Origin of the sequence: Nocardia sp. CC227C (assembly GCF_030767025.1) — a bacterium.
GTDB lineage: Bacteria > Actinomycetota > Actinomycetes > Mycobacteriales > Mycobacteriaceae > Nocardia.
On record NZ_JASITE010000031.1, the window covers coordinates 1 to 22,915 of the forward strand.

At 69.8% G+C, this 22,915-nt stretch carries 26 protein-coding genes; 9 read left to right on the plus strand and 17 right to left on the minus strand.

Annotated elements, in window-relative coordinates; all coding sequences use genetic code 11:
* The coding region (locus QMO76_RS34565; protein ID WP_306365589.1) for a hypothetical protein at nt 1-206 on the minus strand (206 nt) is incomplete at its 3' end.
* Between the two features lie 170 nt (nt 207-376).
* On the minus strand, nt 377-880 hold the full coding sequence (locus QMO76_RS34570; protein WP_306365590.1) for a nuclear transport factor 2 family protein: 504 nt from the start codon (nt 878-880) through the stop codon (nt 377-379).
* A 122-nt stretch (nt 881-1,002) separates the two neighbouring features.
* On the opposite strand from QMO76_RS34570, the gene QMO76_RS34575 reads away from it, so the two are divergent.
* Nucleotides 1,003-1,890, plus strand: a complete 888-nt coding sequence (locus QMO76_RS34575; protein ID WP_306365591.1) for a LysR family transcriptional regulator — start codon at nt 1,003-1,005, stop codon at nt 1,888-1,890.
* Between the two features lie 88 nt (nt 1,891-1,978).
* On the opposite strand, the gene QMO76_RS34580 is transcribed toward QMO76_RS34575, so the two are convergent.
* Both QMO76_RS34580 and QMO76_RS34585 read right to left on the minus strand, forming a co-directional pair.
* Complete coding sequence (locus QMO76_RS34580; protein ID WP_306365592.1) at nt 1,979-2,587, minus strand: NAD(P)-dependent oxidoreductase; 609 nt, start codon at nt 2,585-2,587, stop codon at nt 1,979-1,981.
* A gap of 34 nt (nt 2,588-2,621) precedes the next feature.
* A complete protein-coding gene (locus QMO76_RS34585) occupies nt 2,622-3,380 on the minus strand; it encodes an enoyl-CoA hydratase-related protein (protein WP_306365593.1) in 759 nt (252 codons plus the stop codon).
* 143 nt (nt 3,381-3,523) lie between these two features.
* On the opposite strand from QMO76_RS34585, the gene QMO76_RS34590 reads away from it, so the two are divergent.
* Together QMO76_RS34590 and QMO76_RS34595 are read left to right on the plus strand one after the other, a co-directional pair.
* The gene (locus QMO76_RS34590; RefSeq protein ID WP_306365594.1) at nt 3,524-4,195 is read left to right on the plus strand and encodes a PadR family transcriptional regulator; all 672 of its coding nucleotides are present in this window, start codon (nt 3,524-3,526) and stop codon (nt 4,193-4,195) included.
* A 196-nt stretch (nt 4,196-4,391) separates the two neighbouring features.
* Nucleotides 4,392-5,594 (plus strand): FAD-dependent monooxygenase, encoded by a 1,203-nt coding sequence (locus tag QMO76_RS34595; protein ID WP_306365595.1) that lies wholly within the window; start codon nt 4,392-4,394, stop codon nt 5,592-5,594.
* A gap of 68 nt (nt 5,595-5,662) precedes the next feature.
* On the opposite strand, the gene QMO76_RS34600 is transcribed toward QMO76_RS34595, so the two are convergent.
* A complete protein-coding gene (locus tag QMO76_RS34600) occupies nt 5,663-7,690 on the minus strand; it encodes an MDR family MFS transporter (protein ID WP_306365596.1) in 2,028 nt (675 codons plus the stop codon).
* A gap of 238 nt (nt 7,691-7,928) precedes the next feature.
* Here QMO76_RS34600 and QMO76_RS34605 point away from each other — a divergent pair, with 238 nt between their 5' ends.
* The 3 genes from QMO76_RS34605 to QMO76_RS34615 all read left to right on the plus strand — a co-directional run bounded on the left by QMO76_RS34605 (nt 7,929) and on the right by QMO76_RS34615 (nt 9,756).
* Nucleotides 7,929-8,804, plus strand: a complete 876-nt coding sequence (locus QMO76_RS34605) for an oxidoreductase (RefSeq protein ID WP_306365597.1) — start codon at nt 7,929-7,931, stop codon at nt 8,802-8,804.
* Nucleotides 8,805-8,875: 71 nt separating this feature from the next.
* Nucleotides 8,876-9,367 (plus strand): transcriptional regulator, encoded by a 492-nt coding sequence (locus QMO76_RS34610; RefSeq protein WP_306365598.1) that lies wholly within the window; start codon nt 8,876-8,878, stop codon nt 9,365-9,367.
* A gap of 32 nt (nt 9,368-9,399) precedes the next feature.
* Entirely contained in the window at nt 9,400-9,756 is a 357-nt protein-coding gene (locus tag QMO76_RS34615) for a DUF3817 domain-containing protein (protein WP_306365627.1), read from the plus strand.
* A gap of 72 nt (nt 9,757-9,828) precedes the next feature.
* Here the strand turns inward: QMO76_RS34615 and QMO76_RS34620 are convergent, their stop codons facing one another.
* The 10 genes from QMO76_RS34620 to clpS form a co-directional block, all read right to left on the minus strand.
* Nucleotides 9,829-10,437 carry a non-canonical purine NTP pyrophosphatase gene (locus QMO76_RS34620; protein WP_306365599.1) on the minus strand — a complete coding sequence of 203 codons (609 nt, stop codon included), beginning with the start codon at nt 10,435-10,437 and terminating at the stop codon, nt 9,829-9,831.
* Nucleotides 10,434-11,201 (minus strand): ribonuclease PH, encoded by a 768-nt coding sequence (gene rph, locus QMO76_RS34625; protein WP_282785438.1) that lies wholly within the window; start codon nt 11,199-11,201, stop codon nt 10,434-10,436. The genes QMO76_RS34620 and rph overlap by 4 nt, the downstream gene beginning before the upstream one ends.
* A 41-nt stretch (nt 11,202-11,242) precedes the next feature.
* Nucleotides 11,243-12,007 (minus strand): cyclic nucleotide-degrading phosphodiesterase, encoded by a 765-nt coding sequence (locus QMO76_RS34630; RefSeq protein WP_306365600.1) that lies wholly within the window; start codon nt 12,005-12,007, stop codon nt 11,243-11,245.
* 68 nt (nt 12,008-12,075) lie between these two features.
* Complete coding sequence (locus QMO76_RS34635) at nt 12,076-12,771, minus strand: rhomboid family intramembrane serine protease (RefSeq protein WP_306365601.1); 696 nt, start codon at nt 12,769-12,771, stop codon at nt 12,076-12,078.
* Between the two features lie 118 nt (nt 12,772-12,889).
* Nucleotides 12,890-13,852 carry a PLP-dependent cysteine synthase family protein gene (locus QMO76_RS34640; RefSeq protein WP_306365602.1) on the minus strand — a complete coding sequence of 321 codons (963 nt, stop codon included), beginning with the start codon at nt 13,850-13,852 and terminating at the stop codon, nt 12,890-12,892.
* Between the two features lie 4 nt (nt 13,853-13,856).
* On the minus strand, nt 13,857-14,132 hold the full coding sequence (locus QMO76_RS34645; RefSeq protein WP_306365603.1) for a MoaD/ThiS family protein: 276 nt from the start codon (nt 14,130-14,132) through the stop codon (nt 13,857-13,859).
* 47 nt (nt 14,133-14,179) lie between these two features.
* Nucleotides 14,180-14,605, minus strand: a complete 426-nt coding sequence (locus QMO76_RS34650) for a M67 family metallopeptidase (protein ID WP_306365604.1) — start codon at nt 14,603-14,605, stop codon at nt 14,180-14,182.
* Between the two features lie 85 nt (nt 14,606-14,690).
* Complete coding sequence (locus tag QMO76_RS34655) at nt 14,691-15,755, minus strand: P1 family peptidase (RefSeq protein WP_306365605.1); 1,065 nt, start codon at nt 15,753-15,755, stop codon at nt 14,691-14,693.
* 26 nt (nt 15,756-15,781) lie between these two features.
* A complete protein-coding gene (locus QMO76_RS34660) occupies nt 15,782-16,351 on the minus strand; it encodes a DUF2017 domain-containing protein (RefSeq protein WP_306365606.1) in 570 nt (189 codons plus the stop codon).
* A 22-nt stretch (nt 16,352-16,373) separates the two neighbouring features.
* Nucleotides 16,374-16,730, minus strand: coding sequence for an ATP-dependent Clp protease adapter ClpS (gene clpS, locus QMO76_RS34665; RefSeq protein ID WP_306365607.1), 357 nt, complete (start codon nt 16,728-16,730; stop codon nt 16,374-16,376).
* A gap of 145 nt (nt 16,731-16,875) precedes the next feature.
* Between clpS and QMO76_RS34670 the strand changes: the two genes are divergently transcribed.
* Nucleotides 16,876-18,195, plus strand: coding sequence for a nicotinate phosphoribosyltransferase (locus QMO76_RS34670; RefSeq protein ID WP_372342138.1), 1,320 nt, complete (start codon nt 16,876-16,878; stop codon nt 18,193-18,195).
* A 190-nt stretch (nt 18,196-18,385) separates the two neighbouring features.
* On the plus strand, nt 18,386-18,952 hold the full coding sequence (locus tag QMO76_RS34675; RefSeq protein ID WP_306365609.1) for an isochorismatase family protein: 567 nt from the start codon (nt 18,386-18,388) through the stop codon (nt 18,950-18,952).
* Nucleotides 18,953-19,019: 67 nt separating this feature from the next.
* Here QMO76_RS34675 and QMO76_RS34680 read toward each other — a convergent pair whose 3' ends face one another.
* Entirely contained in the window at nt 19,020-19,874 is an 855-nt protein-coding gene (locus QMO76_RS34680; RefSeq protein ID WP_306365610.1) for a metallophosphoesterase, read from the minus strand.
* Nucleotides 19,875-19,997: 123 nt separating this feature from the next.
* On the opposite strand from QMO76_RS34680, the gene QMO76_RS34685 reads away from it, so the two are divergent.
* Entirely contained in the window at nt 19,998-22,055 is a 2,058-nt protein-coding gene (locus tag QMO76_RS34685) for an ATP-dependent DNA helicase (RefSeq protein WP_306365611.1), read from the plus strand.
* Between the two features lie 165 nt (nt 22,056-22,220).
* On the opposite strand, the gene QMO76_RS34690 is transcribed toward QMO76_RS34685, so the two are convergent.
* A complete protein-coding gene (locus QMO76_RS34690; RefSeq protein WP_306365612.1) occupies nt 22,221-22,769 on the minus strand; it encodes a DoxX family protein in 549 nt (182 codons plus the stop codon).
* Nucleotides 22,770-22,915 lie beyond the last annotated feature (146 nt).

Below are 22,915 nucleotides of genomic sequence, written 5' to 3' on the forward strand. Positions count from 1 at the left end.
GACGCCGGGGACACGGGGCTCTCCTCGCTCCGGCCGTGGCTGCCCTCGAACCAGGTCAGCGGATTGCCACCGAGTACGGCGAAGGTGAGCACCAGCGCCGCCGCGACCATGAGCGCCACGGCACGCGGCGGCACCTCGCCATTGGCGGACATGCCGAGCATGCCGTCGGTCTCCCCGGTGCCGCGCCCCCGCGTGCCGCCTGCCATTGCTGAGACTCCCTCGGTTCCGAGCATCTACTCCAGCGATCCGAAAAGCTCCTACGCCAGACGGTACACAGATTTGCTGCCCGGCAGTGACAACCGATCCCAACGCTAATATTCCAGCTGAGTATCTATTGCAGTTGCTTGCTGAAAATTAGCGCAATGGCACTCGAGGCTCACGCACCGAAGATCGCGCTCGGATCACCCTGGTACCAGACGTTGTCGATTCGGATGCGCCGCAGCAGCCAGCGACCGGCATCCCGCACCAACTCGACGTCGTACAGGTTCTTCAGCAGGGCGAAGGTGTCGCGCTCGACGGTCAGCAGATGCTGCGCCTCCACCAGGGCGGTGAGGCGGGCGATGTCGCCGTCGACCACGATGCGCGGATTGGTGACCTGATGGGTAGTGTCCACGCGGCCGACGAAACCGTCGAGGATGGTGGTGACGATGGCGTCGCGGCCGGACATGAGCGGGGTGACGCCGCCCCACGCCGAGGCGGCCGGCTGGAAGTCGAGTTCGGCGTCCGCGGCGAAGGCGGAGGCGAACAGCTCCTTGTCCTGGAGATCCTGACCGAGTCCGAATCTGTACAGCGCATCCAGGATCTCGGCCCGGTCGGCGAGTTCACGAACGACGTCCTCGGCGGTGTCGGAGGCGAGTGCGCGATTCTCGGTGACGTACATGATTTCTCCTGGTGGATCGGATTGTCGAACACCTACAACCTCGCGCGCTTCGGGGTCGGGAACAATGACCACCTACGCAACGACCATCAAGCCTTGGTTAACGATCGAGAGGACCGGCCCGCATGCTGGAGCGGCACGAACTCGAGGCCTTCCTCGCACTCGCCGAGGAGTTGCACTTCGGCCGCACCGCCGAACGGCTGCGCGTCTCCACCGCGCGGGTGAGCCAGACCATCGCGAGAATGGAACGGCGACTGGGGGTTCCGCTGTTCGAGCGCAGCAGTCGCCGGGTGCGGACCACGCCGGCCGGGCGGGAGCTGTACGCCGAGCTGCGCCCGGCCTGGGATCGCGTCACCGCCGCCGTGCGCCGCACCATGGACACCGGCCGCGGCCGCGCCGGCACCCTGGAGGTCGCCTTCGTGGACGCGGCGACCGGACAGCTGCTGGTGCGCGCCGCCGAACTGTTCCGCGAGCGCCTCCCCGGTGTGGCGGTGCGGCTGCGCGAAGCCCAACCGGCACAGGTGATCCCGTGGCTGCACGAGGGTGAGATCGATATGGCGCTGGATATGGTGCCGTTCCCGGCGGAGGGCATCACCGCCGGACCCGACCTGGTCACCGAGGCGTGCCTGCTGGCGGTGCCGACCGCCCACCCCTTCGCCCGGCGCACCGCGATCACCCGCGCCGATCTGGCCCGGGTCACCATGTTGCGGCTGCCGCCCGAGATCCCCGCGGCCATTCGCGACATCCGCACTCCCCCGGCCACTCCCGAAGGCCGTCCGATTCCGGCCGGACCCACCGCCGCGACCTACAGCGAACTGCTCACCCTGGTGGCCGCCGGTCAGGGCGTCTTCCCGATCGGGGCGCACGCGCGGCGCTACAACGCCCGGCCCGACGTGGCGTTCGTCCCCGTTCGCGACGCACCGCCGGTGCGCTGGGCGCTGCTGTGGCGCACCACCGGCGAGAACGCCGCGGTCCGCGAATTCGCGCGCGCCGCAGCCGAACTCGCGGGGTAGCCGAAACCCGGCCGACGAATCCGGCCCTGGTACGGGCCCCAGTCGCGTGGGATCTTCGGCGACGGTGCCGCGATCCGGGTGCCGAGATCTACTCGACAGGTTCGATATCGCGGGCGGAGCCGTCCACCAGGCGGTAGACGCCCGGCGTCAGATCGAGCGCGAGCAGGGTGCGGGCGGCGGCCTCGGCGACGTGGATGCGTGGATCGTCCGGCATTCCGTCGGGGTAGTAGGTTCCGGGGCCGTAGAACTGTCCGTACCGCAGCACGACGCCGTCAACCGCCAACACCGATTCCTCCAGGAACTCGGCCGCCCGCTGCCCCTCCCCGCCCAGCTCCCACGCCACACTCTGGGCGATGACGCGCGGAGATCCGGCCGCAGCGGCGGCCGCCAGCAGGTTACGGGTGCCCTCGATGCGAATCCGCGCGTTCGCGCCGCGCCCTTCGGCGATCCGCGCGGGATCGTCGGGCAGGTCGGTGAGCTGATGCATGACCAGGTCCGGAGCGTATGCGGCCACGGCATCGGTCAGCGCCGCGGCATCGTAGACATCGCAGACCACCGATCGCGCGCCCGCCGCAGTCAACTCGGCCGCCTTGTCCGCCGACCGCGTCATACCCGCTACCTGGTATCCCGCCGCGATGAGCAACGGCACCAGTCGACTGCCGAGGACGCCGGTCGCGCCCGCCAGGAAGATGCGCATGTCACCGACCCTAGGGGACAGGTGAAGCAGGTGATCACTCCGGCCAGATCGGCGCGCGCTTCTCCAGGAACGCCGCCATGCCCTCCTTGGCGGCCGCGGTCTGCGACGCCTCCGCCATGACCTCGCGGGCGATGTCGTAGGCATCGGACTCGGGGCGGTCCAGCTGCGCGTAGACCGTGCGCTTGCCCAGCGCCTTGCTGGCCCGGCTGCCCCGGGTCGCGCGGGCCAGCAGCTCGTCCACGGCGGCGTCCAGCTGCTCGAGCGGCACCGCGCGGTTGATCAGACCCCACTCGGCGGCGGTGGCGGCGTCGACGGGGTCGCCGGTGAGGACCAGTTCCATCAGCCGCTTGCGGCCGACCGAGCGGGCGACCGGTACCGCCGGGGTATGGCAGAACCAGCCGCCCTTGCCGCCGGGCAGTGCGAAGGCGGCGGTGTCGGCGGCGATGGCGAGGTCGCAGGAGGCCACCAGTTGGCAGCCCGCCGCGGTGGCCAGCGCATGCACCCGGGCGATCACCACCTGGGGGACGCTCTGCACGGTGCGCATGAGTTCGGTGCACAGATCGAGCAGGTCCCGCACGCCCGCGAGATCGCGCGTCGCCACATCCGCGAAATCGTGTCCGGCCGAGAACACCGGGCCCTCGGCGGCCAGCACGATACCGGTGGCATCCGACTCGCCCGCCTCCCGGAAGGCCGCCAGCAGCTCCTCCAGATGCTGGTGGGACAGCGCGTTGCGCCTGGCCGGGCGGTTCATGGTGATGCGGAGGGTGGATCCGGATCGCTGCACGTCAACCATGCCTTCGCAGGCTACCGGAGCGGGGGCGCGCGCAGCCGGGAAAGCGGAATCGATCAGTGGTTGCCGACCAGCGATCGCCAGCGAGTGATTGCGGACGAATAATTGCGGACGTATATTCGTATGCGAGTAAGGAGGTGGCCCGGATGGCCCGCACACGCAAGGTCGGCAATCTGCTCGCCCTCGGCGTGCTGTCGGTGCTGATCGAACGCCCCATGCACCGGTACGAGATCGCCGCCACGCTCGAGGCCCGCGGCAAGGACCGGGATATGGCGATCAAATGGGGATCGCTGTACACCGTCGTCGGGAATCTGGAGAAGCACGGCTTCCTCGAGGTCGTGGGCAGCGAGCGCGACGGTGCCCGCCCCGAACGCGTCATCTACCGCATCACCGACGCCGGGCGCGCCGAACTCGCCGACTGGACCCGCGAGCTCATCGCCGAACCGCAGCCCGAACCGCGCCGCTTCGTGGCGGGGCTCTCCGTCATGTCGGGGCTGGCCCCGGACGAGGTGATCGAACTGCTGGGCCGGCGCCTCGCCGAGCTGGAGGCCGAGATCACCTCCGGCCGTGCGCGATTGGCCGCCGTCGACGCGGCACTGCCGCGACTGTTCCTGGTCGAGAACGATTTCGAGCTGGCCATGCTGGAGGCGGAGGCGGCCTGGGTGCGCGCCCTGCGCGACTCCTTCGCCGACGGCAGCTTCCCCGACGTGGAGCTCTGGCGGCGCTGGCACAGCGCGAACACACCGCCCGCCGACATCATGGCCGAAGTGCAGGCCCGCATGCAGAAGGGAGCACCGAACACCCCCGACACGGATTGACCGACCCGCGGGGCACCGCCCCGCCTGCGGACCGGTCCCCGACGAGGTGCGGCAACACCTGCGCCGGGGCCCGGGTAACCACCGTCTCGAACCGACTCCGTGCAGGCGAACTCGGATCCGAGTGCTGGCAACCGAAGGATAACCACGTTCCCCTCGCGCGCGGTGGTTCGGGTATGCACACCCGAGGAGAACAAACATGTCCACCATTCGCACCGCCCTCGTCATCGGCGGCGGCATCGCCGGACCGGTAGCCGGGACCGCCCTGCGCAAGGCCGGTATCGACGCCCACGTCTACGAGGCGTATCCGGGTCCGGCCGACGGCATCGGCTCCACCCTGGGCCTGGCCCCGAACGGGGTGGCCGCACTCGACATCATCGGGGCGGGCGACGCCGTACGCGCCCGCGCCCTGCCCATGCGGCAGCAGGTGATGAGCGTCGGCGGCAGGCGGGTGACCGCGCCGTCGCTCGCCGATGTCGAACCGCTGCGCCAGATCGACCGCGCCGACCTGCATCGGGTGCTGCACGACCACGCGGTGGCGGCCGGCGTCCCGATCGACTACGACAAGCGGCTGGTCCGGGTCGAGGAGCACGCCGACGGCGTGACCGCCGTCTTCGCCGACGGCGACACCGCGACCGCCGATGTGCTCATCGGGGCGGACGGCATTCGCTCCACCGTCCGCGGCATCGTCGACCCGGCCGCGCCCGGGCCGACTTTCCTGAATATGCTCGGCTTCGGCGGCATCGCCGAGTGCTCGGTCGAGATCCCGCCCGAGAGCATGGTTTTCGCCTTCGGCACCAAGGCGTACTACCTGTACTGGGCGCTGCCGGACGGACGCGTGGGCTGGGGCGCGAACCTGCCCTACGACCGGTACCTGTCACTCGCCGAGGCCCGCCGGGTGCCCACCGCGGAGTGGCTGCGCATTCTGCGGGAGACCTACGCCGAGGACACCCCGGGCGCGGAGCTGGCGGCCGGCACCCGGGCCGGGGAGCTGACGGTCGTCGGCGCGCTGCACGTCATGCCGCCGGTGCCGCGCTGGCACCGCGGCCGGATGGTGCTCACCGGAGACGCCGTACACGCGCCGAGCAACACCTCCGGGCAGGGTGCGTCGCTGGCCATCGAGAGCGCGCTCGAACTGGCCCGCTGCCTGCGCGACATCGACGATCCGACAACGGCTTTCGCCACCTACGAGGCCATGCGCCGCCCCCGGGTGGAGGGCGTGGCGGCCCGGGTGGCGCGGATGAACCGGACCAAGGCGGCGGGGCCGATCGCCCGCCGGGCCATGTACCTGTTGCTGCCGCTCATGGTGAAGATGATGGATCCGGAGAAGACCATCGGTCCGGAACAGCGCTTCCGGATCGACTGGGACGCACCGGTGCGTCCCGTCGCGGCGACCGCCTGACGATCCGGGGCGCGACCCCCGAAAGCGTTGCGGCCGTGCCTTTCCAGGCGGGGCACGGCCGCGATGCGTCAACCCTTGACCGGCAGGACGTCCGGCCGATCGGCTTCGTCCAGCAATGTGGCGGCGATATTGTCCAACGCCCGATCCAACAGGGCCCGGTCCTCGGCGTCGCTGAGATCCCAGTCCACCAACTGGGTGTCGAGCCACCCGCGCCACGCCGCCTTGAGCCGATCGGCCTCGGCGCGACCGGCGTCGGTGAGAGTCACCCGGTCACCGTCCAGCCCGACCAGGCCGTGCCGCCGCGCCCGCTCGTACACGGGGGCGATGAGTTCCGGCGGGATCCAGTGCGTGCGAGCGATATCCGTGAGTGTCGCCACCCCGCGCAGCCGCTCGTACAGGCGCACCTGCCCCAGCGCCCACGCCTCGTCGCGGGTGAGCGAACTGCCCGCCGCGGCCGCGATCTCCGGCGCGGGCACGGCGTCCTCGCGCAGCCCGCGAATCACCCGCGCGACGGCGTTCTCCAACTGCACCAGGCGATCCGGGGAATCCGGCACCGAGAAGCCGCCGCCCACATCCGATGCCTCCGCGCGCACGCTGTCGCGCAGCGGCACCTGTTTGAGGAACCAGGCGACCAGAAAGCCGAGCACCGCCACCGGCACCACCCACCGGAAGACGTGGCCGATGGCTTCGGCGTAGGCGTGCACGATCGGCGCGATCTCGGTGAACGGCAGCCGCCACAGCGCTTCCGGATTCGAAGCGACCTGCGGCGAAACGACCTCCGTCTCGTCCAGCGCCGTCGCCAGGTTCGGGGTGAGCTGGTTGGTGTAGAGGGTGCCGAACACCGTGGTGCCGAATGCGCTGCCGATGGTCCGGAAGAAGGTCACGCCGGAGGTGGCGGTGCCCAGATCGGCGTACGGCACGGTGTTCTGCACGACGATGGTGAGCACCTGCATGGTCAGGCCGATGCCGAGTCCCAGGATCATCATGTACGCCGACTGCTCCCAGAACCCGGTGTTCTCGTCCATGGTCGACATGAGGAACAGGCCGACGGCCATGACGGCGGTGCCGAGGATGGGGAAGATCTTGTACTTGCCGGTGCGCCCGACCACCACGCCGGAGCAGATCGAGGTGGCGAAGAGGCCGACCACCAGTGGGAGGGTGCGCAATCCGGATGCGGTGGCCGACACCCCCATGACGTACTGGAGGAAGGCGGGCAGGAAGGTCATCGCGCCGAGCATGGCGAAACCGACGATGAAGCTCAGCACCGAGCAGACGGTGAAGACATTGCCGCGGAACAGGTGCATGGGCAGCATCGGCTCCTCGGCCCGCAGCTCCACCACCACGAAGGCCGCCAGCGCCACCGCCGCGCCGAGGAAGAGGCCGATGACGGTGGGCGAGCTCCACGGGTATTCCTGTCCGCCCCATTCCAATCCGAGGATCAGGCAGGTGACGCCGATGGCGACCAGGGTGATACCGAAGTAGTCGACGATCGGCCGCACATCGGCGCGCAGCTTCGGAATGAAGCGCGCGGCCATCAGGATCATGATCACCGCCAGCGGCACGTTCACATAGAAGCACCACCGCCAGCTCAGATGATCGGTGAACAGGCCGCCCAGGGTCGGGCCGAGCACCGTGGTGATGCCGAACACCGCACCCAGCGCGCCCTGGTACTTGCCGCGTTCGCGCAGCGGGATCACATCGGCGATGAGGGCCATGGACGTGACCATGAGCCCGCCCGCGCCGACGCCCTGGATGCCGCGCGCCACGATGAGCAGGGTCATGTCCTGCGCCATGCCGGCGATTATCGAGCCGAGGATGAAGATCGCGCCGCTCACCTGGAACACCAGCTTGCGGCCGAACAGGTCGCCGAACTTGCCCGCGAGCGCGGTCGCGATGGCCTCGGTGACCAGGTAGGCGGTCACCACCCAGGCCATATGCCCGGCACCGCCCAGGTCTGCGACGATGGTGGGCAGGGCGGTGGACACGATGGTCTGGTCCAGCGCCGCCATCAGCATGCCGAGCACCACCGTCGCGAAGACGACGTTCACACCGGCTCGGCTCACGGACGGGGGCGCGGCCACCCTGACACCGGTCATCGGCCCAGTATCCGAGGCGGCTCGACCGATCCACAGCAACGACACGGCAACCGCGCGGCGGGGTCGGTCCACGCGCACGGCGCACTCGGCGATCCACTTGTGACCGCGTCATGGCTACGGGCCGCCGCGCCGAAGTTGGCGGGTATCGTCTACCCATGGAACTTACTCTGGAGTAAGGTCGAGTGCGGGGCCGTCGCCCGCGGCCCCGCACCGAACCGGAACCAGTGAGGTCTGCCCCATGGCGTGGAAGCCCAGCGAGATCCCGGACCAGTCCGGACGCACTGTCGTGATCACCGGAGCCAACGGCGGCATCGGCGAGCAGACCACCACGGTCCTCGCGAGCAAGGGTGCCACAGTCATCATGGCCTGCCGCAATACCGCCAAGGCGCAGGAGATCGCCGACCGCATACCCGGCGATGTGCGGGTGGCCGAACTGGACCTCGCCGACCTGAGTTCGGTGCGCCGATTCGCCGACAGCAGTGGCGATTTCGACGTGCTCATCAATAACGCGGGCCTGATGAACATCCCGTTCTCACGCACCAAGGACGGCTTCGAAACCCAGTGGGGCGTCAACCATCTCGGACACTTCGCGCTCACCGGGCTGCTGCTGGACCGGATCGGCGACCGGGTGGTCACACTGGCCTCCGTCGCGCACCGGCAGACCCCCAAGCTGTGGATCGACGACCTCGACTACGAGCACCGCCGCTACCAGCGCAACCTCGCCTACGCGCAGTCCAAGCTGGCGAACCTCATGTTCGCCCGCGAACTGCAACGCCGCCTGAGCGAATCCGGCTCCGCCAAGCGCTCCTACGGCGTGCACCCCGGTGTCTCGGCCACCGATCTGTTCGCCCGCACCGAGACCCCCTTGGACAAGATCTCCAAACCCTTCGTCCGGATGATCGGCCACTCGCCCGCCCACGCCGCGCACTCCTCCCTCTTCGCGGCCACCATGCCCGACGCCGACCCCACCGTCTACTGGGGTCCGACCCGCCTGTTCGGCAGCCAGGGGCCGGTCGAGCCCTCCTCCTCCAGCCGCCTGTCGCAGAACCGGGAGCTCTGGAAGCGCCTGTGGGAGGAGTCCGAGCGCCGCACCGGCGTCACCTACAAGTTCTGATCCCCGAACGCGGTGTTCGCCGCGCCACCTGCCTACTACGGGGTGCGTAGTAGGCAGGTACCGTGGAGGGCGTGTCCGCTCCCCACCGCCGCCCGGCGCTCATCATCCTGGTGGTCGTGACGGCCGCGGCCTGTCTGGGGCTCGGCTACTGGCAGTGGACGCGGTTCGAATCCGGCAACGGCACCGCGCAGAATCTCGGCTACGCCCTGCAATGGCCGCTGTTCGCCGGGTTCGCGCTGTGGGCGTACTTCCGCTTCGTGCGGTTGGAACGCGACGCCGAAGCCGAGGCCGATGCCGCCGACCGGGCCGAGCCGACAGCACCGAACGAGCCCACCGACGAGCGCGGCGGTGTCCGGGGTGTACTCGCGTCGTGGCGCGCCGGGAAGTCCGGACCGCGCGAGATTCCGGCGGGCCTGCTGCCGGAACGGCCCACCGCCGCCCGCGACGAGGACCCCGTCCTCGCCGAATACAACCAGTACCTGGCCGATCTGCACGCCCGCGACATCGAGGAGCAATTCCGCGGCGCGGGCATCCGCCCCGACACCGAGAGGAGCGCCGGGTGAGCACCCGCGACAACTCCGCCGACACCCCCACCCTGGCGTCCCGTCCCGCCGGAGCAGCGGCCCCCGAGAAGATCCGCGGCGCGCTGCTGCGCTACCGGGTTCTGGCCTGGATCACCGGTCTCTGGCTGCTGGTCCTCACCGGCGAGATGATCTACAAGTACGTGCTGCTCGAGGACTCCGGCACCGCCCCCGACTGGCTGTTCTACATCGGCCAGATCCACGGCATCTTCTACATGCTCTACCTGGTCTTCACCATCGACCTCGGTATCAAGGCCCGCTGGCAGCCCATGACCACCTTCGCCACCGCGCTCGCGGGCACCGTCCCCTTCCTCTCCTTCGTCTTCGAGCACAAGCGCACGCAAGAGGTGAAGACCACCTTCGGCCTCTGAGTTCGGCCTCTGAGCCGCCGCAGACCAGCGCGCCCGGCCGGGAATCCCGGCGGGGCGCGGCTATCAACGGGCTCAGGGCTGGGCCAGGGCCGCCAGGGCGGGAAGGAGCTGCCGCAGCGCACGGCCGCGGTGCGAGGCGGCGTCCTTCTCGGCGGGGGTGAGTTCGGCCGCGCTGACCGTACCGCCGTCCGGGACGAACAGCGGGTCGTAGCCGAAGCCGCCGGCGCCCAGCGGCTTTCGGTTGATGACGCCGGGCCACTCGCCGCGCACCACCTCTTCCACGCCGTCGGCGACCAGGGCGCAGGCGGACACGAAGCGCGCGCCGCGCCGCTCGTCGGGGACGTCGCCGAGCTGGGCCAACAGCAGCCGGTTGTTGGCCTCGTCATCGCCGTGCGCACCGGACCAGCGGGCCGACAGCACACCCGGCATACCGTTCAGCGCGTCCACCGCGATACCGGAATCGTCCGCGACACAGGGCAATCCGGTGGCGGCGAAACCGTCGCGGGCCTTCGCGAGGGCGTTGCACTCGAAGGTCGCGCCGGTCTCGGGAGCCTCGTCGTAGGGCGGCACGTCGTTCAGGCCGACGATCTCGAGGCCCGCGATGCCCGCCTCGTCGAGAATGCGGCGCAACTCCGCGAGTTTCTTGGCATTGCGGCTGGCCACCAGCACGCGGCGGCTCACTTCTTCTTCTCCCCCGGCTCCGGCAGCACACCCGGATACGGCAGCGCGAGCGCCTCCTTCTGGATGGCGAAGATCTGCTCACAACCCGCCAGCGCGGCATCGAGCAGTTTGTCGAGGGTGGAGCGCGGGAAGGTCGCGCCCTCGCCGGTGCCCTGGATCTCGACCAGGGTGCCGGTATCGGTGGCCACCACGTTCATATCGACCTCGGCGCGCGAATCCTCCTCGTACGGCAGGTCCAGCCGCACCCGGCCGTCCACCACGCCGACGCTGACCGCCGCGATGGCACAGGAGATGGGCTGCGGATCGGTGAGCTGACCGGCCGCCGCCAGATAGGTGACGGCATCCGAGAGCGCCACGTACGCGCCGGTGATGGCGGCGGTGCGGGTGCCGCCGTCGGCCTGCAGCACATCGCAGTCGATGGCGATGGTGTTCTCACCGATGGTGGACAGGTCGATGCAGGCGCGCAGCGAGCGGCCGATGAGGCGGGAGATCTCCTGGGTGCGGCCGCCGACCTTGCCCTTCACCGACTCCCGGCCGCTGCGGGTGTGGGTGGCGGCGGGCAGCATCGCGTATTCGGCGGTGAGCCACCCGAGGCCGGAGTCGCGCCGCCACGGGGGCACGCCGTCGGTCACGCTCGCGGTGCACATCACCCGCGTCTGACCGAACTCCACCAGCACCGATCCCGCCGGATGCGTGGTGAACCCCCGGGTGATGCGTACGTCGCGGAGCTCGTCGTCCGCCCTGCCATCGGCTCGTTTCGACACGCACTCAGCGTAATGCGCGGCGGAATCGGTGACCCAACGGGTCAGATGTCGAAGGTCTCGCCGGGGGACACGGCGTGGACGGGGCCGGCGAAAACGGCCTTGGCCTCGGCGATCACGTCTTCACGGGAGGTCCACGGGGGAATGTGGGTGAGGAGCAGTTCGCCGACGCCGGCCTCGGCGGCGATCATGCCCGCCTCGGTGCCCGAAAGGTGAATGCCGGGTGGGCGATTGGCGGGGTCGTGGGTCCAGGAGGCTTCGGAGAGCAGGATGTCCGCCCCGCGGGCCAGCTCGTACACCTCGTCGCAGAGAGCGGTGTCGCCGGTGTAGACGAGGGTGCGCCCGGCGGCGGTGGTGATGCGCAGGCCGTAGGACTCCGGCGGGTGGAACATGCGGCGGGCCTGGACACTGTGGCCGGGACCGAAGGGAATGGGCGCGCCGACCGCCCACTGCCGCATATCGATGACATCGGACCAGTCGTCGCATTCGCCGCCGATTTCGGCGGAGGCATTGCCGATCCGCAATGAGGTGTCGGACGGCCCGTACACGACCGCTCGGCCGGACGGCGGATTGGGGTGATACCGACGCCACACCAGCAGCCCGGGCAGATCCAGACAATGGTCGGCGTGCAGATGCGTGAGGAAGATATCGACCTCACCCGGATCCAGATACTTCTGCAGCGCGCCCAGCACGCCCGGTCCGAAATCGATGACGGTGGGCGTCATATCCGGGCCGGTGAGCAGATATCCCGACGCCGGTGAATCCGGGCCGGACACGCTGCCCGAACACCCGACGACTGTGAGGCGCATTCCCCCATGCTGCCACGCTGCTGTCTCGTTCAAGGAGGGATCCCCCATATCGCCGACCGGATCCGCTGTCACCCCGACGACGCGAGACGGCCGGCGTTAGCCCCGCGACGATGACGACGTGCATCACCAGAGAGTACCCATCCGGCAACCAGGCCACCCATCGCCCCGAAAAGATGCCCTTGCCAAGAGATTCCGTCCTGTCCCGGCAGCACGCCCAGCAGGATGGACCCGTACAGCAACCCCACCACCACGCCGATCGTGATCTGAGTGGCGTTGCGGGCGAAGAAGCCGCGGGAAATCAGATAGGTGAGCCAGCCGAAAACCAGCACCGAAGCGCCGATGTGCACCGAATTCACATCCCCGGTGAGCCAGGTGCCGAATCCGCCGATCACCCAGATGATGGCCGTCGCCGCCAACCCGCGCCCGATTCCGCTGAGCAGCGTGAGCAGGCCGAGTACCAGCACCGGCACCGTATTGCCGAATAGGTGTTCCCAATTGGCGTGCAGCACGGGTGCGAACAGAATGCCGGCCAGGCCGTCGTCGGTGCGCGGGCGCACACCCTCGTAATCGAGATTGTGCCCCGTCACCGAATCCACGCCCTCTACCCCGTAGAGCAACGCGGTAAACGCAAGAATTATCGCAATGGCGCGCTGCCACAACAGTTTCAACGCACCGGATCCGCGCGTGCCGGTCTCGCGATCGGTCAGCTGTCCACGCAGCCGCCCGATCCGGTCCGGATCGAACGACGCACCCATGCCGCTCATGCCGTGTCCTTTCCGACGTGAGCGGGGCGCTGCGTGGTGACGCCGCGCTGCCTCCTTCGCGCCCGACCACTCACGCCGACCTCCTAGAACGCTCGTACCTTCGAGCGTACCGGGCGTGCTAGGCCCAGAGCTGACCGTCGAGCCGCTCCTCCGCCTCTTCGAGGGTGCCGTCGTACGCGCCGGTGGACAGGTACTTCCAGCCGGCGTCGGCCACCACGAAGGCGATATCGGCGCGCTTGCCCGCGCGCAGCGCCTTCCGGCCGACCCCGAGGGCGGCGTGCAGGATCGCGCCGGTGGAGATGCCCGCGAAGATGCCCTCCTCCAGCACCAGTTCCCGGGTGCGGCGCACGGCGTCGTAGGGGCCGACCGAGAAACGGGAGGTCAGCACGGACTCGTCGTAGAGTTCGGGCACGAATCCCTCGTCGAGATTGCGCAGCCCGTAGACCAGTTCGCCGTAGCGCGGTTCGGCGGCGACGATATCGATCTCGGGCAGCTTCTCGCGCAGGAAGCGGCCGGTGCCCATCAGGGTTCCGGTGGTGCCGAGACCCGCCACGAAGTGCGTGATCTCCGGCAGATCGGCCAGGATCTCCGGGCCGGTGGTCTCGTAGTGCGCGAGCGCGTTGGCCGGATTGCCGTACTGGTAGAGCATCACCCAGTCCGGGTTCTCGGCGGCGATCTGCTTGGCCCGCGCCACCGCCTGGTTGGAGCCGCCCGCCGCCGGGGAGTCGATGATCTCCGCGCCGAACATGGTGAGCAGCTGCCGCCGCTCCACCGAGGTGTTCTCCGGCATGACGCACACCAGCCGGTAGCCCTTGAGCTTGGCCGCCATGGCGAGTGAGATGCCGGTATTGCCGCTGGTGGGCTCGAGAATCGTGCAGCCCGGGGTGAGCGTGCCCTCGGCCTCGGCCTGCTCGATCATCCGCAGCGCCGGGCGGTCCTTGATGGACCCGGTCGGATTGCGGTCCTCGAGCTTGGCCCACAGCCGCACGTGCTCGTCGCCGTCCCAGCGCGGGGACAGCTTCCGCAGCCCGACCAGCGGAGTGTTGCCGAGCGTCTCGATCAGCGACTCGTAGCGTGCCACGGTATTACGCGCCGCCCGCGACGGCCGGGAGGATGGTGACGGTGCCGCCGTCGGCGACCTCGGCCGCGAGCCCGCCCTCGAAGCGCACGTCCTCGTCGTCGACGTAGATGTTGACGAAGCGGTTCAGCTTGCCATCGGAGAGCAGCCGATCCTTGAGTCCCGGGTAGTTCGAGTCCAGATCGTCGATGACCGCGGCGAGGGTCGCGCCCTGCGCCTGCACCCGCTTCTCCCCCTTGGTGAGGGGTCGCATGATGGTGGGGATGGACACGGTGACCGGCATGGGTGCTCCTTGCTCGTTTCCTGCTGGCGTGGTCGCGCGGGGAGGTCTCAGGCGTCCACCGCGTAGTCGGCGACGACCCGGACCGGTTCCTCGGTCACCCGGCCGTCGATGATGCGGTAGCTGCGCAGTTCGTGCTGTTCGGGGTCGCGGGTGGAGACCAGCACGTAATGGGCGTTGGGCTCGGAGGCGTACGAGATGTCGGTGCGGCTCGGGTACGCCTCGGTGGCGGTGTGCGAGTGGTAGATGACCACGGGTTCCTCGTCGCGGTCGTCCATCTCGCGCCACACCTTCAGCTGCTCGGCGGAGTCGAACCGGTAGAAGGTGGGCGAGCGTTCGGCGTTGACCATGGCGACGAACCGCTCGGGACGGTCCGAGCCCTCCGGCCCGGCGATGACACCGCACGCCTCATCGGGGTGATCGTCGCGCGCGTGCGCCACCATCTTGTCGACGAGGTCGGCCTTGATCACCAGCACTGTCGCATCCTTCCGCTCACCGGCCCTCAACAGTCGAGAATATGCGGCTATTCCCGACGAGCCGGAACCGGGCGGCGCGAGCGGGTCAGCCCGGGAACAGGTCGGCGTAGGCCGGAACACCCGCGACGGCGGTGGCGCTGCGGATGGCGTCGACCACCGCCCGTTCGACGCAGACGGCCGCGGCAGTGCAGAGCTGATCCAGGATCAGCAGTTCCGCCCCGAAGGCGGGCGGCAGGCGAACGCCCTGGTCGGCGGCCCGCACGGTACCGGTGGCGAGGGCGAAGAGGGTGTCGCCGTCCAGCGGGGAGTGCACCGGGCGGATGGCGCGGGCCAGGCCGTCGTGACCGGTGGTGGCGAGGCGGCGGCAGGCGGCCGGATCGAGGGCGGCGTCGGTGGCGACGACACCGAGGGTGGTATTGAGCACAGTGCCCTTGACCGGCAGCGCGTTGGCCGCGGCGAGCTGTTCGGCGGTGGCGGGCCGCAGACCGAAGAATTCGGGGCCGTCCGTGCCGGTGCCCCAGGGCAATCCGGTGCGCGGGTCGAAGACCGAACCCACCGGGTTGGCGACCACGAGTGCGCCAACGGTGACCCCGGCCGCCGGTCCGTCGGTGAAACGCACACTGGCGGTGCCGATTCCGCCCTTGATCGATCCGGCGCGCGCGCCGACGCCCGCCCCCACCGAGCCGCGTGCGAAATCCACGGCGGCCGCCGCGCAGGCCAGAAAGCCGAAGTCGGCGGTGGGCCGGATATCCCACGCCCCCACCGGAAGATCGAAGATCACCGCACTCGGCACGATGGGCACCACGCGGCTCGGGTCGGCGGGATCCATCGGAATGCCCTCGCCGTGTTCCTCGTGCCAGCGCATCACACCGTCGGCGGCGGCCAGACCGTAGGCGCTGCCGCCGGTGAGCAGGATCGCGTTGGCCTGGCGCACGGTATTGGACGGATCGAGCAGATCGGTTTCCCGCGTGCCCGGCCCGCCGCCGCGCACGTCCACGGCCGCGATCGCCCCGCCCGGCGCGCGCACCACGGTGCAGCCGGTCGCGGCGCCGGAGCCGAGGGTGGCGGCGGCGTCGAGCACGTGGTGGTGGCCCACCAGCAGGCCGGTCACATCGGTGAGCGAATCGCGCGGTCCAGCAGCCGTGTTCACGGACTCGACGGTAATGGCGTCCGCGTTCAGGGCGCCAGCGCCTGCAGCAGCGAGTCCTGCATCCAGGTCAGCCAGTGGTAGACGTCCAGGTGCGGCGCACGCGGATCGTCCGGGTCCAGCATGTCGGGCGTGTCGGCGTCGATGCCCAGGGCGGTGCCGAGCGCCAGCCGGACATCGTTGAGGGAGGTCAGCCAGGCATCGGCCTGCTCCGGCGAGATGTTGATCTTCCCGCCCTCCGCCGGAACGGTATCGAGGACCACCTGCCCGGCCGCGACCTTGGCCTCGATGATGTCGGGTTCGTGCAGGCTGCGCAGGGCGCTGTTGAGATCGGCGCGGTCGGCGTCGGGGGAGCCGGGTTCGGGGCGGTGGAAGTCGGGCAGCAGGCGGCGCAGCCGGGGATCGTCCGGCGGGGCGGCATTGCCCATCTGTAACCCGGTGAGGGCCGCGAGATCATCCTCGGGGGCCTCCCGCGACCGGTCGGTCAGCAGTCCGGTGACCGCGCCGACGAGGGAACGCAATACCTCCGCCTCGTGGGCGTCCATTTCCGAGCGTAGTTTCGGCCCGCTCAGGGAGTTCTTCCTGCTCCACTTCCGCACGGGCCTACCGTAGTCGTCCGGATCAGTCGTCACGCTGCATGGTCGCCCACAGTCCGGCCGCGTGCAGGCGCTGTACGTCGTGTTCCATCTTGTCCCGCGACCCGGAGGACACCACGGCCTTGCCCTCGTTGTGCACCTTCAGCATCAGCTCGGTTGCCTTGCCTTTGCTGTAACCGAACAGCTTCTGGAAGATGTAAGTGACGTAGTGCATGAGATTGACCGGATCGTCCCAGACCACGGTCACCCACGGCCGGTCCTCGGCCTCCAGGATCTCGGTGTACTCGACCGCCTCGGGGGTCGCCTGCGCCGCCGACGATGTCAGGTTCGCGCCGACCGGACCGGCGGCGATCCGGACAGCGTCTTCTATGCACAGACCCATAACACCCAGGGTACGACTTGACACCCGGGAAACAACAGTCGACGCGGCTGTGCTCGATTGCCTCCGCTTCGCTACGGCGGGTTCGCGGCGCTGGAAGCCGCGAACCAATACAGGGTACAAGTGCGGGCACGGCATGTGCAGCAAAATGGGCCGGGTGATCGCTGACCAGATATCGAGCACCGCGCTGCTGACCGACCAGTACGAGCTGACCATGCTGGCGGCGGCACTGGCCGACGGTTCCGCGCATCGGCGCTGCACCTTCGAGGTATTCGCCCGGCGCTTGCCACACGGGCGGCGCTACGGCGTGGTCGCGGGCACCGGGCGGCTGCTTGACGCGCTGCGCGACTTCCGCTTCGGCGAGGCGGAACTCGCGGTGGTCGAGCGGTTCCTGGACCCGGCCACGCTCGCCTGGCTGCGCGACTACCGCTTCGGCGGCGATATCGACGGCTATCCGGAGGGCGAGCTGTTCTTCCCCGGCTCCCCCATCCTCACCGTGCGCGGCAGCTTCGCCGAATGCGTCGTGCTGGAAACGCTCATCCTGTCGATCTACAACCACGACAGCGCCATCGCCGCGGCCGCCGCCCGCATGGTGAGCGCCGCCGGGGGCCGCACCCTGATCGAGATGGGCTCGCGGCGCACCCACGAACTCGCCGCACCCGCCAGCGCCCGCGCCGCCTACCTGGCCGGATTCGACGCCACCTCGAATCTGGAGGCCGCCCGCGCCTTCGGCGTGCCCAGTGCGGGCACCAGCGCGCACGCCTTCACGCTGCTGCACAGCGGGGCCGACGGCGCGCACGAGGCGGCGGCCTTCCGCAGCCAGGTGGCGGCGCTCGGGGTCGGCACCACGCTGCTGGTGGACACCTTCGACATCACCCGCGGCGTGGCCACCGCCATCGAGGTGGCCGGGCCCGAGTTGGGCGGTGTGCGTATCGATTCCGGTGATCTCGGGGTGCTGGCGCGGCAGGTGCGCGATCAGCTCGACGCGCTCGGCGCGACCCGCACCAAGATCGTGGTGTCGGGGGATCTGGACGAGTACGCCATCGCGGCGCTGCGCGCCGAACCCGTCGACGCCTACGGTGTGGGCACCTCGCTGGTCACCGGCTCCGGCGCGCCCACCGCGGGCATGGTCTACAAACTGGTGGAGGTCGAGGGCGTGCCGGTGGCGAAACGCAGCTCGCACAAGGAATCCCGGGGCGGCACCAAGAGCGCGGTGCGGCTGTCCCGGCGCACCGGAACCATGGTGGAGGAGATCGTCTACCCGGCGGCCGGAGAACGCCCGGCCCCCAACGGTTTCGAGGTGCGCGATCTGCAGACGCCGCTGGTGCGCGGCGGCGCGGTGGTCGCCGATCCGCCCACCCTGCCCGAGAGCCGGGACCGGCTGGCCCGCGCACTGGTCAGCCTGCCGTGGGAGGGCCTGAAACTGTCGGTCGGCGATCCGGCGATTCCGACGACCTTCGTCCGCTGACCGCGTCGCCGCCTCCGCTCCACGCCCCGACCGCGGTCACGATCCCGACGATGGCGGTCAGCACCGACACGCGTCCGCGCACCGCGTCGAATCCTGCTCCGGGGGTACTCCGCATGGACCCCTGCCGGTCCGGGCGGCAGAATGCAATACGCAGGCAGCACCGCCGAAGTTCAACCGGGAGGTCGCCCCCATGAGCCGAGCCCTGATCGTCGTCGATGTGCAGAACGATTTCTGCGAGGGCGGATCGCTGGCCGTCGCGGGTGGGGCGGCGGTGGCGGAGCGGATCACCGAGTACCTCGGTGTCTCCGACTACGCCGCCGTCGTGGCCACCCGCGACTTCCACATCGACCCCGGAGCGCATTTCTCCGACACCCCCGACTACCTCGACACCTGGCCGCCGCACTGCCGCGCCGACACGCCGGGCGCGCACTTCCACGCCAATCTCGACACCAGCCGCGTTCAGCAGGTGTTCTCCAAGGGCGCGTACAGCGCCGCCTACTCGGGTTTCGAGGGCAATGCCGAGGACGGCACCTCCCTCGCGGACTGGCTGCGCGACCACGGCATCGACACCGTGGACGTGTGCGGGATCGCCACCGACCACTGTGTCCGCGCCACCGCCCTGGACGCCCGCGCCGCGGGTTTCGACACCCGCGTGCTGCTCGGTCTCACCGCCGCGGTCTCGCCGCGGACCGCGGACGCCGCGCTGGAGCAGCTGCGCGCCGCGGGCGTGGAACTGGCTGGCACGCTGGAGAACTGAGCGACGCCACCGCGCCGCGCGAGCAGCCTTCCCGCGCCGCGAGCAGTCTTCCCGTGCGGCGGGCCGGTCAGCTCGCCGCGCGGGAAGGCTCCTCGCGCGCGTGCGGCAGCGGCAGCACGAACCAGGAGTCGTCGCGGTGGTAGTCCGGGCGTGGGGAGGCGTCCGGGTCGGCCGCCAGGCCCTCGACGCGGGTCCACTCGTCGTCACCGATGGCGATCCGGTCGGTGTAGCGGTAGTGGAAATGGCCGTGGAACAGGACCGCGGGGCGCAGGGCTTCGACCGCGCGCTGGATGCGGTCCTGGTTGGGCAGGCAGTCCGGGTGTTTCTTGCGGTCGAAATCCGGTTCGGCGGCGCGGGGCTTGTCGTGGGTGAGCAGCACGTCGACCGGTGTGCGGTCGGCGGCGAGCAGGGCGTCGAGTTCGGCGTCGGTCATCTGCTCCTCGGGAAACCACAGCGTTCCGGCGGTATCGCGGACGCGGCGGGAACCGCGGGCGCGCCGCCGCTCGCCGGAGGCCGCCCGCTGCGCCTCCCACAGCAGGCGGCGCTGCTTGTCCACCGAGTAGGCCCCGCCGAAGGCCGCGAACCGAGTGTCCGACCACGTCCACCGGTGTCCACGCGGCGCGTAGCGCAGATTGCTGCGGCACCGCAGAAAGCCCTCGTCGTCGAGCTTCTCGCCGTACAGCTCGTGCACCAGCGAGGACTTGTCGTGATTGCCGTCCAGGAAGTACACGGTGAGATCCGCTCGCCGGGCGGCCTTGTTCACCACGTCGAAGTACCGCCGCCCCGAAGGCACGTGTTCCCAGGCCCCGAAGTCGCCGAGCGAGAAGACCCGATCGCACCCCCGCGCCGTCGCCTCGCGCAGAAGCGACAGCGCGTGATCGGTATTGCCGTGCAGGTCGCCGATGATGAGAACCTTCCCCATTCACATATCCTCCCAGCGCCGCCCGATTCGGTCATCCGCGATACCCCGACACGACCACGCCGCCGACCGATCGGTCTCGCACGGACCGTCGGCTTGTCGGCCGGAGTCAGTACGCTGACGGCCGTGCCCGAACTCCCACCCGTGCCGAAACTGTTGTCCACCGCCGTCGAGGCTCTCGGCGGGAAGGAACGCAAGGGACAGCAGACCATGGCGGCGGCGGTCGCGCACGCCATCGACACCGGGGAGCATCTGGCCGTGCAGGCCGGGACGGGCACCGGCAAGTCACTGGCCTATCTGGTGCCGAGTCTGCGCCACGCGGTGCGCACCGGGCGCACGGTGGTGGTCTCCACCGCCACCATCGCCCTGCAGCGGCAGCTGGTCGACCGCGATCTGCCGCGGCTGTCGGAGGCGCTGGCCAAGCCCCTGGGCCGGGTGCCGCAGTACGCGATCCTCAAGGGCCGCAACAACTATCTGTGCCTCAACAAGATCAACAGCGCCATTCCGGACGAGCCCGCCGAGGCCGAGCTGTTCGACGCCTTCGCCATCTCCCGGCTGGGCCGCGAGGTGCAGCGGCTCAACGACTGGGCCTCCGACACCGAGACCGGCGACCGCGACGAACTCGCGCCCGGGGTGAGCGACCGCGCCTGGCGGCAGGTCAGCGTCTCCTCCCGCGAATGCCTGGGCAAGTCTCGCTGCCAGTTCGGTGTGGACTGCTTCGCGGAGAAGGCCCGCGCCGAATCCGGCCAGGCCGATGTGGTGGTCACCAATCACGCGCTGCTGGCCATCGACGCCATCAGCGGCATCCAGGTGCTGCCCGAACACGATGTGGTCATCGTGGACGAGGCGCACGAACTGGTGGACCGGGTGACCGGGGTGGCGACCGCGGAACTGTCCACCGCCGCCATCAGCGCCGCCGCCAAGCGCTGCGCCAAACTCGTCGACGAGCGGGAGGTCGACCGGCTGGAGAGCGCCGCCGAGGCGTGGCACGCCTTCCTGGACGAGCTGCCCGCGGGCCGCTGGGACACCCTGCCCGAGGGCGCTGCCCCGGTGTTGGCGCTGGTGCGCGATGCCGCGTGGAACGCCCGCACCGCGCTCAATCCGCAGGGTTCCGCCGCGCCGCAGGGTGATCCGGAGACCGCCGCCACCCGCAATCAGGCGCTCGCCGCGGTGGAGGAGGTGCACGACGCCGCGGTGCGGGTGCTGGAGACGTTCGAGGAGTCCGACCCGGCCGCGCACCGGGATGTGGTCTGGCTGGCCGTGGACGAGATGCGCGGGGTCGCGCGCCGCGCCCTGCACATGGCCCCGCTGTCGGTGGGCGGGTTGCTGCGCAGCCGCCTGTTCGGCACCGCCACCGTGGTGCTGACGTCGGCCACCCTCCAGGTGGGCGGCTCCTTCGACAATCTCGCCGTCACCTGGGGGCTGCCGCCGCAGTCCCCCGGACGGGTGGACGCCGCGCTGGCGAACGGCGCGCAGGCTCCCTCGGACGCGGAGAAGGTGCGCTGGAGCTCCCTGGACGTGGGTTCCCCGTTCGATCATGCCAAGGCCGGAATCCTCTATGTGGCAAAGCATCTCCCGGCCCCGGGGCGCGACGGCCTGCCGCCCGCCTACCTGGACGAGATCGAGCGCCTGGTGACGGCGGCGGGCGGGCGCACCCTGGGCCTGTTCTCCTCCATGCGGGCTGCCAAGGCGGCCACCGAGATCCTGCGCGAACGGCTGGACACCCCGGTGCTGTGCCAGGGTGAGGACGCCACCGGCGCACTGGTGCGCACATTCGCCGACGATCCGGAGACCTCGCTGTTCGGCACGCTGTCGCTGTGGCAGGGGGTGGACGTCCCCGGTCCGTCGCTGAGTCTGGTGATCCTGGACCGCATTCCGTTCCCACGCCCGGACGATCCGCTGTTGGTGGCGCGGCAGCGCGCGGTGGAATCGCGGGGCGGCAATGGTTTCCTGTCGGTGGCGGCCAATCACGCGGCGCTGTTGCTGGCGCAGGGCACCGGCCGCCTGTTGCGCAGCGTCGACGATCGCGGGGTTATCGCGATTCTCGATTCCCGTGTGGCCACCGCACGTTACGGCGGATATCTGCGCGCCTCGTTGCCGCCGTATTGGGAGACTTCCGACCCCGAGGTGGTTGCCCAGGCTTTGCGACGGCTGACCGGCGCACCCGCGACCACCTCGAAATAAACTTATCGACGAAAGACGCCGGTGTGAAACCACTCACACCGGCGTCGCTATACTTCCGGACAGAAGTAAATTGGCGTGCGGTACTCCGATGACCCCCAATTCCCACATCGAAGTATCCACGGTCCCCGCGCCAAGCCCTGCACGCGGCGCGGGGACACACAATCCTTAGAGAACCGCCTTCAGAATCAGGGTGAGCACGCCCGCCACAATGGCCAGCGCCACCGCGGCGACACCCCACACCACACCCTGCCGGGCCCACGGGCGACCGTGATCGAGCGAGAACCGGCCCGGACCGGTGAAGGCGAGCGCCGCGGCCGCGAGGGCGAACAGCACGCCCATCTCCCACATGGCGAAGCCGTCCGACCAGGTGGCGTTGACGATATTGACCGTGGTGCCGAGCACGATGGCGGCGGCCAGCGGCGTGAACAGACCCAGCAGCAGGAGCAGGCCGCCGCCGAGTTCACTCAGCCCCGCGAGGGTGCCGAAGAACGAACCGGGGCTGTAGCCCATCTGGTCGAAGCCGGCATGGGTGGCCTCGAGGCCGTAGCCGTTGAACCAGCCGAAGAGCTTCTGACTGCCGTGCACGGCGAACAGGCCGCCGAATCCGACGCGGGCGATCAGCAGGCCGATATCGATGGCGGTGGCGTCCACGCCGTCCCGGGCGGCGAATAGCGAGCGGGTCGAACCTGTGGTGCCGGTGGCGGGTGCGGTCATCGGTCTCTTTCCTCATCTGTCGACGTCTGGTCGTTACTTCGGCGAATTATCCGGACCGTGGTCCGGTTCGCGTTCAGTGGTAGCCAACCTACGAGCACCGGAGCCTATTCCGGATCGTCCGAAATTGGGTGTAATCCCCGTTACAC

What these genes read in the sequence shown, in the direction of transcription:
- QMO76_RS34600 (WP_306365596.1), bottom strand. Translation starts at nt 7,690, where the DNA reads ATGACCGGTGTCAGGGTGGCCGCGCCCCCGTCCGTGAGCCGAGCCGGT.
- QMO76_RS34635 (WP_306365601.1), bottom strand. Translation starts at nt 12,771, where the DNA reads ATGAGCGGCATGGGTGCGTCGTTCGATCCGGACCGGATCGGGCGGCTG.
- QMO76_RS34570 (WP_306365590.1), bottom strand. Translation starts at nt 880, where the DNA reads ATGTACGTCACCGAGAATCGCGCACTCGCCTCCGACACCGCCGAGGAC.
- QMO76_RS34645 (WP_306365603.1), bottom strand. Translation starts at nt 14,132, where the DNA reads ATGCCGGTCACCGTGTCCATCCCCACCATCATGCGACCCCTCACCAAG.
- QMO76_RS34585 (WP_306365593.1), bottom strand. Translation starts at nt 3,380, where the DNA reads ATGGTTGACGTGCAGCGATCCGGATCCACCCTCCGCATCACCATGAAC.
- QMO76_RS34630 (WP_306365600.1), bottom strand. Translation starts at nt 12,007, where the DNA reads ATGCGCCTCACAGTCGTCGGGTGTTCGGGCAGCGTGTCCGGCCCGGAT.
- clpS (WP_306365607.1), bottom strand. Translation starts at nt 16,730, where the DNA reads ATGGGTCTGTGCATAGAAGACGCTGTCCGGATCGCCGCCGGTCCGGTC.
- QMO76_RS34605 (WP_306365597.1), top strand. Translation starts at nt 7,929, where the DNA reads ATGGCGTGGAAGCCCAGCGAGATCCCGGACCAGTCCGGACGCACTGTC.
- QMO76_RS34690 (WP_306365612.1), bottom strand. Translation starts at nt 22,769, where the DNA reads ATGACCGCACCCGCCACCGGCACCACAGGTTCGACCCGCTCGCTATTC.
- QMO76_RS34670 (WP_372342138.1), top strand. Translation starts at nt 16,876, where the DNA reads ATGGGCCGGGTGATCGCTGACCAGATATCGAGCACCGCGCTGCTGACC.
- QMO76_RS34680 (WP_306365610.1), bottom strand. Translation starts at nt 19,874, where the DNA reads ATGGGGAAGGTTCTCATCATCGGCGACCTGCACGGCAATACCGATCAC.
- QMO76_RS34575 (WP_306365591.1), top strand. Translation starts at nt 1,003, where the DNA reads ATGCTGGAGCGGCACGAACTCGAGGCCTTCCTCGCACTCGCCGAGGAG.
- QMO76_RS34595 (WP_306365595.1), top strand. Translation starts at nt 4,392, where the DNA reads ATGTCCACCATTCGCACCGCCCTCGTCATCGGCGGCGGCATCGCCGGA.
- QMO76_RS34675 (WP_306365609.1), top strand. Translation starts at nt 18,386, where the DNA reads ATGAGCCGAGCCCTGATCGTCGTCGATGTGCAGAACGATTTCTGCGAG.
- QMO76_RS34590 (WP_306365594.1), top strand. Translation starts at nt 3,524, where the DNA reads ATGGCCCGCACACGCAAGGTCGGCAATCTGCTCGCCCTCGGCGTGCTG.
- QMO76_RS34580 (WP_306365592.1), bottom strand. Translation starts at nt 2,587, where the DNA reads ATGCGCATCTTCCTGGCGGGCGCGACCGGCGTCCTCGGCAGTCGACTG.